Genomic DNA, 15,867 nt, shown 5'->3' on the forward strand with positions numbered 1-15,867 from the left:
ACATGAGGCCCTGGGGAGCCGAAGAAGGCTTTGTCAGGCGCCGGTTGGGGGATCGTCGTCGAGCAAGCCGCTCCGGGCGATGAGGTGGGCGAGCTGTGCGCGGCTGCGGCTGCCGAAGTGGTCGGCGGTCCGGCGCATGCGGTGGGAGACGCTGTAAGTGCTCATGCCGACGCGGGCGGGCGCCCTCCGGCCGGGCGGCGGCAGGGGGTTGGAACGATGGCTTCATGACGACCGGTGAGGAACGCGACCACGGGACGGCCCAGGCCTGGAAGGCCCTCGGCGGGGCACCCGATCTGGCCGGGCGGGTGCGCTACCGCGGAGTCGGTGACCCGGATGACGGCCCGCTGCCCGTACGTGAACTGGCCCGCGCCACCGTCGGGGTGTGCGGACTCGCCGCGGCGGAGCTGGCCGCGGTACGGGCCGGTGGCGGGGCGGCGGACGTGGCCCCGCCGGTGGTGGACGAGGGCGCGGTGGCGACGGCGTTCGTCAGCGAACGGCACCTGCGGGTCGAGGGGCGCGCTCCGGTGACTTTCGCGCCGCTGTCCGGCTTCTGGCGGACCCGCGACGGATGGGTGCGCACGCACGCCAACTATCCGCACCACGAAGCCGCGTTGGTACGGGCGTTGCGGTTGTCGTCGGCGACGCCGGAGGCGGTACGCGCCGCGGTCGCGGGGCGCACGGCCGTCGAGGTGCAGGAGCTCGTCTACGGGGAGGGCGGACTCGCCGTCGCCGTGGCGCGGGAGTACGGGGAGCCGCAGCCGCTGATGGAGCCCGTACGGGTATCAGGGGCGCGGGGACGGACCCTCGGCGATGCCCCGGTCGGCCGGCCCGCCATGGGGGTGCGGGTACTGGATCTGACCCGGGTCATCGCCGGGCCCGTCGCCACGCGGACGCTGGGGGTGCTGGGGGCGGACGTGCTGCGGATCGACTCGCCGCGGCTGCCGGAGGCGGACGACGCGTACGCGGACACGGGCTTCGGGAAGCGGTCGGCGCTGCTGGACCTGGCGGGGGCGAAGGACCGGGCGGTTCTGGAAGGGCTGCTCGCCGGGGCCGACGTGGTGGTGACGGGGTACCGGCCGGGGGCGCTGGAGCGGTACGGGCTCGGGGCGCGGCAGCTGCTGGAGCGGTGGCCCGGGCTGGTGGTGGCCGAGCTGTGCGCGTGGGGGTGGCGGGAGTGGGGGCCGTGGGCCGGGCGGCGGGGGTTCGACTCGCTGGTGCAGGCGGGGTACGGGATCGCTTCGCGGTGCGGGGGGTCCGACGGCGCGCCGGGGGTGTTGCCGGCGCAGGCGCTGGATCACGGGACGGGGTATCTGGTGGCGGCCGGTGTGCTGCGGGCGCTGGCGGAGGGGGGCGGGCGGGGGCTGCGGTTCTCTTTGGCGGGGACGGGGTCGTGGCTCGTGCGGGGGCTGGGGGCGGGTGCCCCTGCCCGCGGCGCGGGGGGCGCGGCCGCCCGCGCCGCGGGGTATTCGGCGGAGCCGTGGCTGCGGGTGACTCCGTCGGGGTACGGGGTGTTGCGGCACGCCGCCAGTCCCTTCGGGGAGTGGGGGGTGGGGCCGTCCCGGTGGGGGACTGACCGGGCCGTCTGGCTCCCGCGGTAGGGCGGCGGGTGCGGGCCGGTTGCCGGGGGCGCTGCCCCCGGACCCCCGCGCCTCGAACGCCGGCGAGGCTGGATGTGGTGCCGGCGGGGCTGAGAGATGCGCCTCAACGCCGGCGGGGCTGCAGTGGGCGCCGGCGGGGCTGGATGGGCTGGTGGCAGGGTCAGAGCGGCTTGGCCATGCAGCGGCTGGAGTCGTAGTGGCGGTAGTGGCCGAACTTCGCCGACAGGGTGTAGCCCGAGGAGAGGTAGAGGGCTATCGCCTCCGGCTGCTGGTCGCCCGTTTCGAGGACCATGCGGTCGCGCCCCGCCGCGCGGGCGTCGTCCTCCAGGGTGGCCAGGATGCGGCGGGCCAGGCCCAGGCCGCGGGCCTCGGGGACGACGTACATGCGCTTGAGCTCGGCGTCGCCGTCCGCGTAGCCCTCGTCGTTCTCGTCCTGGCTGCGCCACCCGCCGCTGGCGACCGGGGTGCCCGTGGCGTCGTAGGCCAGCAGGTAGCGGCCCTGCGGCGGGGCGAACATCGCCGGGTCCAGGAAGGTGGCGTCGCCCTCACCGGCGTACCGCTCCTGGTACTCCAGCTGGACCTGGTCGTTGAGTTTGACCGCGTCCGGGTGGTCGTACGGCACGGTGCGAAGGTCTATCCGGTGAGACATTCGAATATCGTACGGAACCATCCCGCTATGGTGCTGGGATGCTCACTGTGACCTCCGTGAATGTGAATGGGATCCGCGCCGCCGCCAAGAAGGGCTTCGGGGCGTGGCTCGACGGATCCGACGCCGATGTGGTCTGCCTCCAGGAGGTGCGGGCCGAGGAGGGGCAGATTCCGGAGGAGGTCCGGACCCCCGCGGGCTGGCACACCGTCTTCGCGCCGGCCGCCGTCAAGGGGCGGGCCGGTGTCGCGCTCTACACGCGGCGGGCGCCCGAGCGGGTGCAGGTCGGATTCGGCAGCGCGGAGTTCGACGGCAGCGGGCGGTACCTGGAGATCGATCTTCCCGGTGTGACCGTGGCCAGCCTCTACCTGCCCTCGGGCGAGGCGGGGACGGAGAAGCAGGACGAGAAGTACCGGTTCATGGGGGAGTTCCTGACGTACCTGGCGGCGCTGAAGGAGCGGGCCGCCGCCGACGGCCGCGAGGTCGTGGTGTGCGGTGACTGGAACATCTGCCACCAGGAGGCCGACCTCAAGAACTGGAAGACGAACCGCAAGAACGCGGGATTCCTCCCCGAGGAGCGGGAGTGGCTCGGCAAGGTGTATTCGGAGGCGGGCTACGTCGACGTGGTGCGGGAGCTGCACCCGGACACCGAGGGGCCGTACTCGTGGTGGTCCTACCGCGGGCGGGCCTTCGACAACGACGCCGGCTGGCGGATCGACCTCCAGGTGGCGACCCCGGGGCTGGCGGCGAAGGCCGTGAAGGCCTTCGTGGAGCGGGCCGAGACGCACCCCGAGCGCTGGTCCGACCACGCGCCCGTGACCGTCGTCTACGAGCTGGGTGTCTGACCGGAATCCGTGCCGGAGGCCAGCAGGCGGTCCATCGCCATCGTCAGCTCGGCCTCGACCACGCTCTTCGCCAGTGGGCGCAGCCGGGTGAGCGAGTCCGGTGAGATGTGGGTCGATATGAGCTCGGTGAACAGCAGGGCCATCGCGTCCGCGTGCTCGCGGACGCGCCGGCCGGTCTCCAGGACCGCCGCCAGCGGGACGCCCTCGCGGACCAGGGCCGAGGAGACGTCCAGCAGGCGGCGGCTGACGTGCACGATCGCGTCGCCGTCGACGGCGAGGTAGCCGAGGTCCAGGGAGGCCGCCAGGTTCTCCGGGGTGACCTCGCCCTCGAAGTAGTCGGCCAGGGCCTCCGGGGTGAGCCGGACCGGGGTCTCCTCGGACCAGCCGATGCCGAGCAGCTCGCCGAGCTGGCTCACGTCGCGGCCGCTCTCGAAGGCGGCGGTGAGTTCGGCGATGCCGCCGAGGGTGTGGCCGCGCTCCAGCAGGGCGGCGATGGTGCGCAGCCGGGCCAGGTGGTGATCGTCGTACCAGGCGATGCGCCCCTCGCGGCGGGGCGGTGGGAGCAGTTTGCGCTCGCGGTAGAAGCGCAGGGTGCGGACCGGGATGCCGGCCGCCTCGGCCAGTTCCTCCGTGCGGTACTCGCGCACCGTCTTCGCTTGCGTCTCTTCCTTCGCCACAGACGCACCCTATGGCGTACCGGCAGTAACTTTCCGGGTCCGACCCCTACCCATGAGTACAGGGCTGCTCTACCCTCCCGATTGTGCCAGTGATTGCTGGCAGTGTTTCGATGGTGTGGTGCGTTGCGGCGTTGCGTGGCTGGAACTGCGGATGAGCGGAAGGCGGCGGGCATGGGCGGCATGGGCGGGCGCGAGGGGCGCGAGCACGTACGAGTGGCGGTGATCGGGTCAGGATTCGGCGGACTCGGGGCGGCCGTGCGGCTGCGGCGCGAGGGGATCACGGACTTCGTCGTCCTGGAGCGCGCCGACTCGGTCGGGGGAACCTGGCGGGACAACAGCTATCCGGGATGCGCCTGCGACGTCCCGTCGCACCTGTACTCCTTCTCCTTCGCGCCGAATCCGGACTGGCCGCGGACCTTCTCCGGGCAGCCCGCCATCCGGGAGTACCTGGAGCACGTCGCGGACACCTTCGGGCTGCGCCGGCACATCCGGCTCGATTCCGAGGTCCTGATGATGCGCTGGGACGCGGACGAGCTGCGCTGGGAGATCGAGACCGCGCAGGGCGAGCTGACCGCCGACGTGGTGGTCTCGGCGACCGGGCCGCTGTCGGAGCCGAAGCTGCCGGAGGTGCCGGGACTCGCCGGGTTCCCCGGCAAGGTCTTCCACTCCGCGCGCTGGGACCACGACTACGACCTCGCCGGCAAGCGCGTCGCCATGATCGGTACGGGGGCCTCCGCGATCCAGATCGTGCCGGCCATCGCCCCCGACGTGGAGCGCCTGACGCTCTTCCAGCGGACACCGCCGTGGGTGATGCCGCGCACCGACCGGGCGATCTCCGCGGTGGAACGCTGGCTGCACCGGCAGCTGCCCTTCACCCGCGCCGCGCGCCGGGGACTGCTGTGGGGCATCCGGGAGCTCCAGGTCAGCGCCTTCACCAAGCGGCCGAACCAGCTCGGACTCGTCGAAGCGCTCGCGAAGGCGAACATGGCCCGGTCGATCAAGGACCCGGAGCTGCGCGCCAGTCTGACGCCCACCTACCGGATCGGCTGCAAGCGGATCCTGCTCTCCAGCGAGTACTACCCGGCGCTGGCGCGGCCCAATGTGGACCTGGTCGCCTCCGGGCTGAAGGAGATCCGGGGCTCGGTCCTGGTCGCGGCCGACGGGACCGAGACCGAGGTCGACGCGATCGTCTTCGGTACGGGCTTCCACGTCACGGACATGCCGATCGCCGACCGGGTGGTGGGCGCGGAGGGCAGGACCCTCGCGGACGAGTGGAAGGACGGGATGCAGTCGCTGCGCGGGGCGACCGCGGCCGGCTTCCCCAACTGGATGACGATCATCGGCCCCAACACCGGCCTGGGGAACAGCTCGATGATCCTCATGATCGAGTCGCAGCTGAACTACATGGCCGACTACCTGCGGCAGCTGGGCATGCTGGGCGGGAAGGTCGCGCTCGCCGCGCGCCCCTCCGCCGTGAACAAGTGGAATCGTCAGGTCCAGACCCGGATGGAGCGGACGGTGTGGAACACCGGTGGCTGCACCAGCTGGTACCTGGACGCGAACGGCCGCAACACCACCGTCTGGCCCGGTACGACGGGCGAGTTCCGCCGCGAGACGCGCAGCGTCGATCTGGCCGAGTACGAGGTCGTGCGGGTGAGGGAGCGGGTGCCGGTGGTCGTCGCGGCTGCCTCTGCTGCGGCGCCGTTGCCGGGGGCGCTGCCCCCGGACCCCCGCGCCTCAATCGCCGGCGGGGCTGGTGTGGGCGAGCCCACTGCCGGTGAGGACGGGGCCCGGGCGGCGGAGGGCGTCGCGTGAGCCGCCCGCGGCACGTCCTCTCCGGTCCCTACGCACCACCCGCCGCGCGGCGCGAGCTCGTCGCCGTCTCCGCCGACGGGGCCCGGCTGCACGTCGAGGTCCACGGGGAGGAGGGGGCGCCGGCCGTGGTGCTGGCCCACGGCTGGACCTGTTCCACCGCCTTCTGGGCCGCGCAGATCCGGGCCCTGGCGGCCACCCACCGGGTCGTCGCCTACGACCAGCGCGGGCACGGGCGCAGCCCCGCCGCCCGGACGCACAGCACCACCGTCCTCGCCGACGACCTGGTCGCGGTCCTGGAGGCCGCTCTCGTCCCCGGGGAGCGCGCGGTCGTCGCCGGGCACTCCATGGGCGGCATGACGATCATGGCGGCGGCGGCCCGGCCGGAGTTCGCCGAGCACGCCGCGGCCGCGCTGCTGTGCAGCACCGGCAGCTCCCGGCTGGTCGCCGAGGCGCAGGTGCTGCCGGTGCGCGCCGGGCGCGCCCGGACCCGTGTCACCGGCGCGGTCCTCGGCTCCCGCGCCCCCCTCGGGCCGGTCACGCCCGTCGCACGGAAGATCCTGAAGTACGCCACCATGGGACCCGGTTCCGCGCCGGACAAGGTCGAGGCGTGCGCCCGTATCGTCCACGCCTGCCCCACCGGAGTGCGTCACGCCTGGTCCCGGGTGCTGGCCGGGCTGGACCTCGACGCGGACGTGGCCCGCCTCGTCGTGCCCACCGCCGTCATCGGCGGCACCGCCGACCGGCTCACCCCGATCGTGCACGCCCGCGGGCTGGCCGCCGCACTGCCGAACTGCGTGGGCCTGACCGAGCTCACCGGCATGGGGCACATGACCCCGGTCGAGGCCCCCGAGGCCGTCACCGGAGCCCTGCGCGAGCTGACCGAGCTGTACCTCGACACCACCGAGAAGGAGAAGACGCCGTGAGCGCTCGCAGGAGTCTGGAAGGCCAGGTCGCCGTCGTCACCGGTGCCGCCCGGGGGGTCGGCGAGCTGCTCGCGCGCAAGCTGTCGGCCCGCGGCGCGAAGGTCGCCCTCGTCGGCCTGGAGCCGGAGGCCCTCAAGGAGGTCTCCGAGCGGCTGCACACCGACAGCGACCACTGGTACGCCGACGTCACCGACCACGAGGCCATGGCCCGGGTCGCCGAGGAGGTCAAGCAGCGCTTCGGCAAGGTGGACCTCGTCGTCGCCAACGCGGGCGTGGCCGCGGGCGGGCCGTTCGCCGACTCGGACCCGGACGCCTGGCGCCGGGTGATCGAGGTCAACCTGATCGGCGGGGCCGTCACCGCCCGCGCCTTCCTGCCCGTACTGATGGAGAGCCGGGGCTACTTCCTCCAGATCGCCTCGCTCGCCGCGATCACCCCGGCGCCGATGATGACCGCCTACTGCGCCTCCAAGTCCGGGGTCGAGGCCTTCGCGCACTGCCTGCGCGCGGAGGTCGGCCACAAGGGGGTGAAGGTCGGGGTCGGTTACCTCTCCTGGACCGACACGGACATGGTGCGCGGGGCCGATCAGGACGAGGTCATGCGGGAGTTGCGGCAGCGGCTGCCGTGGCCGTCGAACCGTACGTACCCGCTGGGGCCGGCCGTCGACCGGATCGTCGCGGGCATCGAGCGGCGCTCGGCGCACGTGTACGCGCAGTGGTGGCTGCGCGGCATGCAGGGGATCCGCGGCTACCTGCCCGGCATGATCGCCACGGTCGGGCAGCGCGAGATGCGGCACTTCGAGCCGCGTCTGGGTCAGGTGTCCAAGGGGCTCGTCGGGGCCGGCGGGGCCGCCGACGAGAAGGAGCGCACGCAGAGTCACTGATCGAAATGCGTGCTTTGTCCGCCCGTGCAAGTCTGGTCGAGGCCTCACCACCGGGCCCCACCGACGACACCCCTCATGGAGTGAACAGCATGGGTATCAAGGACCAGTTCCAGGACAAGGCGCAGCAGATCGAGGAGAAGGCGCGGCACGCGCAGAAGCCCGGCAAGGGCGCGCGGGACGAGAGGTCCGCGCGCGCACCGCAGCCGCAGGACTCGCCGCAGCGGTCGTTCGACGACATCCGCGACGAGCTCGACGACCGGACCTGACGGCCGGAACCGGATACCGAGCGCCGAGGGGCGCGATCCCCGATGTCCCGGGGATCGCGCCCCTTGCGCATGCGCACCCCGCTCGCCTCGTGCGGGGGAGCGCTCGCCCCCTGGCGGGAGCGCTCACTTCCTCGGCGGCAGCTTCGGACGGCGCCGGTCCGGTACGTCCGTGTAGCCGGGCGGCACGGCGGCCGGGTCCTGCTCCAGCAGTTCCAGTGCCAGGTGCACGGCGTCGTCGAGCTGGGCGTGCCGCCCCTCCGCCCAGTCGAGCGGGGTGCGCTGGATCTCCAGGTCCGGCTCCACGCCGTGGTTCTCCACCGACCAGCCGTACTCCGGGAACCAGGCGGCATTCATCGGCACCGTGATCACCGTGCCGTCCCCGAGGGTGTGGCGGCCGGTCATGCCGACCACCCCGCCCCAGGTGCGCAGGCCCACCACCGGTCCCAGGCCCAGCAGTTTGAAGGCCGCGGTGATCATGTCCCCGTCCGAGGAGGTCGCCTCGTCGGCCAGCGCCACGATCGGACCGCGGGGCGCGTTGGAGGCGTAACTGACCGGCTGGGCATTGCGCGTCAGGTCCCAGCCGAGGATGGAGCGGGTCAGCTTCTCCACCACCAACTCGCTGATGTGCCCGCCCGCGTTGCCGCGCACGTCCACGATCAGCGCGGGCCGGGACATCTCCATCCGCAGGTCGCGGTTGAACTGCGCCCAGCCCGAGCCGCCCATGTCGGGGATGTGGAGGTAGCCGCAGCGGCCGCCGCTGATCTCCCGGACCGCCTCGCGCCGCTTGGACACCCAGTCCTGGTAGCGCAGCGGCCGCTCGTCGATCAGCGGCACGATGGCGACCCGGCGGGCCCGGCCCTCGCCCGCCGCGGGCTGGAAGGTCAGCTCCACGGTGGTCCCGCCCGCCGCCGCGAGCAGCGGGTAGGGCCCGGCGACCGGGTCCACCGGCCGCCCGTCGACATGGGTGAGCACCGCGCCCTCCCGGATGCCGGTGCCGGCCAGCGGGGAGCGGGCCTTGGAGTCCGAGGACTCGCCGGGCAGGATCCGGCTGACCACCCATTCCCCGTCCCGGGGGAAGAGGTTGGCGCCGAGCAGGCCGATCGCCCGCTGGTAGTGCGGGGGGCCTTCATTGCGGCGCGCGGGGGAGACGTAGGCGTGCGAGGTGCCGAGTTCGCCGAGGACCTCGCGCAGCAGGTCGGCGAACTCGTCGGGCGAGGCGACCCGTTCGACCAGGGAGCGGTACTGGCTCAGCACCCCGTCCCAGTCGATGCCGCACATCTTCGGCTCCCAGAAGTACGCGCGGATGATCCGCCCGGCCTCCTCGTAGGCCTGGCGCCACTCGGCCGCCGGGTCCACCTCGTGCAGGATGCGCCGCAGGTCCAGGTAGACGGTCGAGTCGCTGTCGCCCGACTCGGTCGCCGGGACCGCGCGCAGGTCGCCGTCGTCGTTGATCACGAGCCGGGTGCCGTCGCCGCTGACCGCGAACCAGTCGAGCCCCGAGGCCAGTTCGGTCTTGCGGGCCTTGGTGAGGTCGAAGTGCTCCAGCGTCGGCTTGCCGCTGATGTCGGCCGGGTTGGCGAAGGTCTCGCCGAGCGCGCCCGAAATCGGCCAGCGCAGCCACACCAGCCCGCCGCCGTGCACCGGGTACAGGGCCGAGTACTTGGACGCGGTCACCGGGAACGGCGTGACCCGGCTCTCCAGCCCCTCCACCTCCACGGTGACGGCTCCGTCGGCCTCGCCCGAGTCGCCCTCCGCCAGTTCGAGCCCGCCGGCCGCGGGCCGCCCCTCGGCGGAGAGCGCGAAGGGGGAGGGGGTCGCGGAGGACAGCGGCACCAGGTACGGGCGACAGCCCAGCGGGAAGGAGAGGTCGCCGGTGTGCACGTCGTAGACCGGGTCGAAGCCGCGCCACGACAGGAAGGCGAGGTAGCGCCCGTCCCGGGTGAAGACCGGGTTCTCGTCCTCGAAGCGGCCGTTGGTGACGTCCACGATGACCCGGGCGCCGGGGCCGGAGATCCGGGCCATCTTGATCTGCCGCAGCGACCGCCCGATGCCCGGGTGCGACCAGGTCAGCCAGGCCCCGTCGGGGGAGAACGCCAGGTCGGTGACGGGGCCGTTGATGGATGCGATCAGCTCGGTGACCTCGCCGTTGGACTCCTCGGTGGCGTCGATGAGCAGCAGCCGGCCGTCGTTGGAGGCGATGGCGAGCCGCTCGCCGTCCGGGTCGGAGAGCAGTTCGGTGACCCGCCCCAACTGGCCCGAGGCCAGTCGGCGCGGCTCCCGTTCGCCGGAGGCCCGCGGCAGGTAGGCGATCTCGATCGCGTCCTCGCCCTCGGCGTCGGTGATGTAGGCGACCTGTCCGCCGCTGCCGAGCATCTCCGGCAGCCGCACCCGTACGCCCGGGGTGTCGGCGATGGTCCGGGCCGGGCCGTCGCGGTGGGTCAGCCAGTAGAGGCTGCCGCGCACCACGACCGCGCTGGCGCGCCCGGTGGTGTCCACGGAGAGCGAGTCGACATGGCTGGCGGCGGGCACCTGGTACGTACGCCGGCCCGCGCGCGGGCCGCCGAGGCGGACGTCGAGCCTGCGCGGGACGGCGTCCCGGTCCAGGGACTCGACGAGCCAGAGGTCGCCGGCGCACTGGTAGACGACGCGGGAGCCGTCGCTGGAGGCGTGCCGGGCGTAGAACTCCTCGTGATCGGTGTGGCGGCGCAGATCGCTGCCGTCGGGCAGGCAGGAGTACAGGTTGCCGATGCCCTCGTGGTCGGAGAGGAAGGCGATCCTGCCGCCCACGAACATCGGGGAGTCGAGGTGTCCCTCGACGTCCTCCAGCAGCCGCTGCCCGTGCAGCCACAGCCGGCCCGTGGCGCCGCCGCGGTAGCGCTTCCAGGCGGCGGGCTCGTGCGGGGGTTTGCCGGTGAGGAGGAGGGAGTGCCGCTCGCCCTCCTCGGTGGCCTGCACCTGGATGTCGGAGACGGGCCCCCAGGGCAGGCGGCCGCCGGGGCTGCCGTCGGTCGGGAGGGTGTAGGCCCAGGCGAAGTAGGAGAAGGGCTGGCTGTGCGAGGACACGGCCAGGATGTCGCTGCGGCCGTCCTCGTCGGGCGGGGTCCAGCCGCAGACGCGGGTGTCGAGGGCGCCCCAGTAGCTGAGCCTGCGGGCGGGCCCGCCGTCGACCGGGGCGAGGTGGATCTCGGGGTCGAGGCTGCGCCAGCTGGTGAAGGCGATGTGCTTGCCGTCGGGGGAGAAGCGCGGGTGGCCGACCCGGGTCCGGTCGACGGTGATGCGCCAGGCCCGCCCGGGGGTCCGTCCGTCGGGGACCAGCGGGGCGACCCAGAGGTCGTCCTCGGCGGCGAAGCAGAGAAGGTCGTCGTGCAGGTGCGGGAACCGGAGGTACGCGACGTCGTGACTCACCCCCCAATGCTTTCCGCGCAGGGGGGCCATGGCAACTCGTACAGGTGATCCATGCCACCCCCACAAGCGAAACGGAACGGTTTCGTTTCGCTTGGAGTGGGGGTATGGTCTTAAGCGTACGGAACAGTTTCGATCGGACGGGAGACGGAGATGACCGAGGCGATGGCGGCTCGGCGCAGCCGGATCACCCCCGAACGACAGGCCGAACTGCACGAGGCGGTCCTCGACCTCCTGCGTGACGTCGGCTACGAGGCGCTGACCATGGACGCGGTCGCCGCCCGTACGAAGTCCAGCAAGGCCACCCTCTACCGCCAGTGGGGGAGCAAGCCGGAACTGGTCGCCAAGGCCCTGCGGTGCACCCAGCCGGTCTCGCTGCGCGAGATCGACACGGGCAGCCTGCGCGGGGACTTCGCGCGCATGGTCGAGCACTCCGACGACGCGCAGATGGCCAAGGACACCGCGCTGATGCGGGGTCTGGCCCATGCCGTCCACGAGAGCCCGGAGCTGCACAAGGCCCTGCGCGACCTGCTGGTCGACCCGGAGATCAACGGTCTCCAGGCGATGCTGCGGCGTGCGGTGGACCGGGGCGAGATCCGCCCGGACTGTCCCGCGCTCGACTTCGTACCGCACATGCTCATCGGGGCGTTCATCGCGCTCCCGCTGATCGAGGACCGCCCGGTGGACCGGGCCTTCCTCGGTGACTTCATCGACGCCGTGGTCTTCCCCGCCCTCGGCGTCTGATCCTCGCTCCACCCCGTCCCCGGCACCGCCTCCCCGCTGCTCCTGACACGCCGCTCTCGTCGTCGGGCCGGCTTTCGACGCCCTGATCCGATCCGGATCCATCCCACGACCTGAACGGGAGAACCACCGACGTGGCTACCTTCCTCTACCGACTCGGCAGGGGCGCCTTCCGGCGCCGCGGCCTCGTCGCCCTCCTCTGGGTGGCGCTGCTGTTCGCCGCCGGCTTCGGCGCCGCCTCGGCGGCAGCGCCCACCTCCGGCTCGTTCTCGATACCCGGCACGGAGGCCCAGAAGGCCTTCGACCTGCTGGACAAGCGCTTCCCGGGCATGGCCGCCGACGGCGCCACCGCCCGCATCGTCATCAAGGCCCCCGAGGGCGCCAAGGTCACCGACCCCGGCCCCAAGGCCGAGGTCCAGAAGATCGTCTCGGGTCTGAAGGCCGGACCGGGCGCGGCCGAGATCTCCTCCGTCGCCGACCCGTACGAGGCCCGGGCCGTGAGCCAGGACGGCTCCACCGCCTACATCAGTGCCAAGTACAACGTCAGCGGCATGGAGCTGAAGGACGCCACCCGCGACGCGCTCAAGGACTCGGGCGAGGGCGCCGAGGCCGCCGGGCTGAACGTCCAGATCGGCGGTGACGCGCTGATGGCCGCCCCCGAGACCGGATCCGGCGAGATCATCGGCATCGCGGTCGCCGCGATCGTCCTCGTCATCACCTTCGGCTCGCTGATCGCGGCCGGTCTGCCGCTGCTGACCGCGCTGATCGGCGTGGGCATCGGCGTCTCCTCCATCACCGCGCTCGCCAACGTGCTGGACCTCGGCAACACCACCGCCACCCTCGCGACGATGATCGGCCTCGCGGTCGGCATCGACTACGCCCTCTTCATCGTCTCCCGCTACCGCGCGGAGCTCGCCGAGGGCCGCGAGCGCGACGAGGCCGCGGGCCGCGCCGTCGGTACCGCCGGCTCCGCCGTCGTCTTCGCCGGCCTGACCGTGGTCATCGCCCTGGTGGGCCTGGCCGTCGTCAACATCCCGATGCTGACCAAGATGGGCTTCGCCGCCGCGGGCACTGTGGTCATCGCCGTGCTCGTCGCGCTCACCCTGGTCCCGGCCATCCTCGCCTTCGCGGGCAAGAAGGTGCTGCCCGCGGGCGAGAAGAGCCGCCTGTTCGGCAAGGGCAAGCCGGCCGGCGCCGAGAAGAAGGCCAACGGCGGCACCCGCTGGGCCCGCTTCGTCCTGCGCCGTCCGGTCATGGTGCTGCTGGCCGGTGTGATCGGTCTCGGCATCATCGCCATCCCGGCGAGCAAGCTGGAGATGGGCCTGCCGGACGACGGCGCCCAGCCGGTCTCCACCACCCAGCGCCAGGCGTACGACCTGCTGTCCGACGGCTTCGGCCCGGGCTTCAACGGCCCGCTGATGGTGGTCGTGGACGGCGACAAGGCGCTGGCCGACAAGACGGCCGACCGGATCAAGGGCCTGGACGGGGTCGTCGCGGTCACCCCGCCGACCCTCAACGAGGCCGGCGACGCCGCGGTGATCACCGTCATCCCGAAGGACCGCCCGTCCTCCACGCACACCGAGGAACTGGTCCACGAGATCCGCGACGGCAGCGGGGACGACGTCCTCGTCACCGGTGCCACCGCGATGAACATCGACTTCTCGCAGAAGATGAACGACGCGCTGCTGCCCTACCTGGCGCTCGTCGTCGGCCTCGCCTTCCTGCTGCTGATGCTCGTCTTCCGCTCGATCCTGGTCCCGCTCAAGGCGGCCCTCGGGTTCCTGCTCTCGGTCGTCGCCGCCCTCGGCGCCGTCGTCGCGGTCTTCCAGTGGGGCTGGCTCGGCTCGGTCTTCGGAGTGGAGCAGACCGGTCCGATCATGTCGATGATGCCGATCTTCATGGTGGGTGTCGTCTTCGGTCTGGCCATGGACTACGAGGTCTTCCTCGTCACCCGGATGCGTGAGGCGTACGTCCACGGCGAGCGCCCGGGCCAGGCCGTGGTCACCGGCTTCCAGTACAGCGCGCGGGTCGTCGTGGCCGCCGCCGTCATCATGATCGCGGTGTTCGCGGGCTTCATCGGGGCCAGCGAGCAGATGGTCAAGATGATCGGCTTCGGTCTGGCCGTCGCCGTCTTCTTCGACGCCTTCGTGGTCCGCATGGCCATCGTCCCGGCGGTGCTCGCACTGCTCGGGCACAAGGCCTGGTGGCTGCCGAAGTGGCTGGACCGGCTGCTGCCGAACGTGGACGTGGAGGGCGAGAGCCTGCGCAAGCACCTGGAGTCCGCGCAGTCCCCGGAGGGCCCGGACAAGGACCGCGAGCTGGTCAACGCCTGACCCCGCGAAACCCCGTCGGCCCCGCACCTGCCGACAGGACGGCCCGGCCCCGTACCGCCCGATCACCGGGTGGTACGGGGCCGGGCCCGGTTGCGCCTAACGGGTGGCGGCGGCCGCCACGGGGGCGTACGTACGCCGCAGGAACCGGCGCAGGGCGGCGATGTCGAACTGCACCACGGCGACACCCTCGGGGGAGTGGAACTCGACGACCGCCTGGACGCGGCCGCAGGGCCAGACCCGTACGTCCCCGGTCCCGGTCGGGGCCTGGAGGCCCGCCTCCAGGAGTGCGCGGGGGAAGACCCACTCGTTGTCGGTGCCCTCGGGGGACAGGCCCGCCGGGAAGACGATCCGTACGGCCAGCGGCTCGGCGACCGCGAAGCGCAGGGCGACCGGGATGGTCCGGTAGAGGGGGTCGTCCGTGATGACGCGGGCACGGACCCGCTCCTCGACGGCGGTTGCGGTGGCGGTCGCTGGTGGATTCTCGGCGGTGGCTGACATCGACAAGACTCCTCGATATCGGAACATTTGCGTCCGTTTGTCCTGTCCAGCCTCGCACATTCCCACGAAAGCGCACGGGTCTCTTTGTGGTGCGCCCGCTCTTGCCAACGGTTTGCAACTGGGCACTATGGTTGAACAGCTAAAGACTGCGTAAGAAGCGGAGCCATTTCCATGCATGTGCCCGACGGATTCATCAACGCACCCGTCTCGGTGGCCGCCGGAGTGGTGGCCGCCGCCGCGGTGGCCGTCAGCCTCCGCGGCGCCCGCCGCGAACTCGACGAACGGACCGCCCCGCTCGCCGGTCTCGTCGCCGCCTTCATCTTCGCCGTGCAGATGCTGAACTTCCCCGTCGCCGCGGGCACCAGCGGCCACCTCCTGGGCGGGGCGCTCGCCGCGATACTCGTCGGCCCGTACACCGGCGTGCTGTGCGTGTCCGTCGTCCTGCTCATGCAGGGCATCCTCTTCGCCGACGGCGGGCTGACCGCCCTCGGCGTGAACGTCACCGTCATGGGTGTCGTCACCGTCGTCGTCGCCTACGCGATCTTCCGCGGGCTGCTCGGGATCCTGCCGCCCACCCGCCGCTCCGTGACCGTGGCCGCCTTCACCGGCGCGCTGCTCTCGGTGCCCGCCGCGGCCGCGGCCTTCACCGCCGTCTACGCGGTCGGCGGCACCACCGACGTGCCCATCGGCAAGGTGATCACCGCCATGGTCGGCGTGCACGTGCTCATCGGTATCGGCGAGGCCGCCATCACCGCGGCGACCGTCGGCGCCGTGATCGCCGTCCGTCCCGATCTGGTGCACGGGGCCCGCGGGCTGACCGCTCCGCTGAAGCTGCGCGTCGACGGCGAGCTCGTCGACGCACCGGCCGCGGCCGCCGTGCCCGCGACGGCCGGTGCCGGCGCCGGATCGACGAAGAAGGTGTGGGTGACCGGCCTGGTCACCGCCCTCGTGCTCGCCGGTTTCGTCTCCTTCTACGCCTCCGCCGACCCCGACGGCCTGGAGAAGGTCGCCGCGGACAAGGGCATCGACGAGAAGGTCGAGGAGCACGCCGCCGCGGACTCCCCGCTCGCCGACTACAGCGTCAAGGAGGTCGACGACGCCCGCCTGTCCGGCGGCCTCGCCGGGGTCATCGGCGTCGGAGTGACCGTCGTCGCCGGCACCGGGATCTTCTGGACCGTGCGCCGCCGCCGGACGGAAGACCTCACCGCCGGCGCCACCGCCACCTCCGTCTCGGCGGGCTGA

General features: G+C 72.5%; 14 protein-coding genes. 9 read left to right on the forward strand and 5 right to left on the reverse strand.

The features are described 5' to 3' along the window. Window positions 1-33: 33 nt before the first annotated feature. Window positions 34-165: a hypothetical protein gene (locus tag OG373_RS23415; RefSeq protein ID WP_405440104.1), complete on the reverse strand. Its 132-nt coding sequence runs from the start codon at window positions 163-165 to the stop codon at window positions 34-36. Between the two features lie 59 nt (window positions 166-224). Here OG373_RS23415 and OG373_RS23420 point away from each other — a divergent pair, with 59 nt between their 5' ends. Then, window positions 225-1,598: a CoA transferase gene (locus OG373_RS23420; RefSeq protein WP_405440106.1), complete on the forward strand. Its 1,374-nt coding sequence runs from the start codon at window positions 225-227 to the stop codon at window positions 1,596-1,598. Between the two features lie 160 nt (window positions 1,599-1,758). Here OG373_RS23420 and OG373_RS23425 read toward each other — a convergent pair whose 3' ends face one another. Continuing rightward, window positions 1,759-2,247, reverse strand: coding sequence for a GNAT family N-acetyltransferase (locus tag OG373_RS23425; RefSeq protein WP_405440107.1), 489 nt, complete (start codon window positions 2,245-2,247; stop codon window positions 1,759-1,761). Between the two features lie 38 nt (window positions 2,248-2,285). Here OG373_RS23425 and OG373_RS23430 point away from each other — a divergent pair, with 38 nt between their 5' ends. Then, the gene (locus OG373_RS23430) at window positions 2,286-3,089 is read left to right on the forward strand and encodes an exodeoxyribonuclease III (RefSeq protein ID WP_405440108.1); all 804 of its coding nucleotides are present in this window, start codon (window positions 2,286-2,288) and stop codon (window positions 3,087-3,089) included. Here the strand turns inward: OG373_RS23430 and OG373_RS23435 are convergent. Further along, window positions 3,071-3,766: a MerR family transcriptional regulator gene (locus tag OG373_RS23435; protein WP_397730626.1), complete on the reverse strand. Its 696-nt coding sequence runs from the start codon at window positions 3,764-3,766 to the stop codon at window positions 3,071-3,073. The genes OG373_RS23430 and OG373_RS23435 overlap by 19 nt on opposite strands. A gap of 180 nt (window positions 3,767-3,946) precedes the next feature. Between OG373_RS23435 and OG373_RS23440 the strand changes: the two genes are divergently transcribed. The 4 genes from OG373_RS23440 (at window position 3,947) to OG373_RS23455 (ending at window position 7,651) form a co-directional block, all read left to right on the forward strand. Beyond that, a complete protein-coding gene (locus OG373_RS23440; protein ID WP_405444170.1) occupies window positions 3,947-5,581 on the forward strand; it encodes a flavin-containing monooxygenase in 1,635 nt (544 codons plus the stop codon). Then, window positions 5,578-6,504: an alpha/beta fold hydrolase gene (locus OG373_RS23445; protein ID WP_405440111.1), complete on the forward strand. Its 927-nt coding sequence runs from the start codon at window positions 5,578-5,580 to the stop codon at window positions 6,502-6,504. Before OG373_RS23440 ends, OG373_RS23445 begins: the two co-directional genes overlap by 4 nt. Next, window positions 6,501-7,385 (forward strand): SDR family oxidoreductase, encoded by an 885-nt coding sequence (locus OG373_RS23450; protein WP_189971262.1) that lies wholly within the window; start codon window positions 6,501-6,503, stop codon window positions 7,383-7,385. Before OG373_RS23445 ends, OG373_RS23450 begins: the two co-directional genes overlap by 4 nt. Before the next feature lie 89 nt (window positions 7,386-7,474). Beyond that, window positions 7,475-7,651 carry a hypothetical protein gene (locus tag OG373_RS23455; RefSeq protein ID WP_405440114.1) on the forward strand — a complete coding sequence of 59 codons (177 nt, stop codon included), beginning with the start codon at window positions 7,475-7,477 and terminating at the stop codon, window positions 7,649-7,651. A gap of 123 nt (window positions 7,652-7,774) precedes the next feature. Here the strand turns inward: OG373_RS23455 and OG373_RS23460 are convergent, their stop codons facing one another. Further along, window positions 7,775-11,056 (reverse strand): S41 family peptidase, encoded by a 3,282-nt coding sequence (locus OG373_RS23460; RefSeq protein WP_405440115.1) that lies wholly within the window; start codon window positions 11,054-11,056, stop codon window positions 7,775-7,777. 150 nt (window positions 11,057-11,206) lie between these two features. Between OG373_RS23460 and OG373_RS23465 the strand changes: the two genes are divergently transcribed. Then, window positions 11,207-11,797 carry a TetR/AcrR family transcriptional regulator gene (locus tag OG373_RS23465; protein WP_030717084.1) on the forward strand — a complete coding sequence of 197 codons (591 nt, stop codon included), beginning with the start codon at window positions 11,207-11,209 and terminating at the stop codon, window positions 11,795-11,797. A 131-nt stretch (window positions 11,798-11,928) separates the two neighbouring features. Next, entirely contained in the window at window positions 11,929-14,127 is a 2,199-nt protein-coding gene (locus OG373_RS23470; RefSeq protein WP_405440117.1) for an MMPL family transporter, read from the forward strand. Between the two features lie 96 nt (window positions 14,128-14,223). Here the strand turns inward: OG373_RS23470 and OG373_RS23475 are convergent, their stop codons facing one another. Continuing rightward, window positions 14,224-14,625, reverse strand: a complete 402-nt coding sequence (locus OG373_RS23475) for an SsgA family sporulation/cell division regulator (protein WP_397730617.1) — start codon at window positions 14,623-14,625, stop codon at window positions 14,224-14,226. Between the two features lie 171 nt (window positions 14,626-14,796). Between OG373_RS23475 and OG373_RS23480 the strand changes: the two genes are divergently transcribed. Further along, window positions 14,797-15,867 (forward strand): energy-coupling factor ABC transporter permease, encoded by a 1,071-nt coding sequence (locus OG373_RS23480; protein WP_405440119.1) that lies wholly within the window; start codon window positions 14,797-14,799, stop codon window positions 15,865-15,867.

Origin of the sequence: Streptomyces avidinii, assembly GCF_045161815.1 — a bacterium.
Lineage (GTDB): Bacteria > Actinomycetota > Actinomycetes > Streptomycetales > Streptomycetaceae > Streptomyces > Streptomyces avidinii.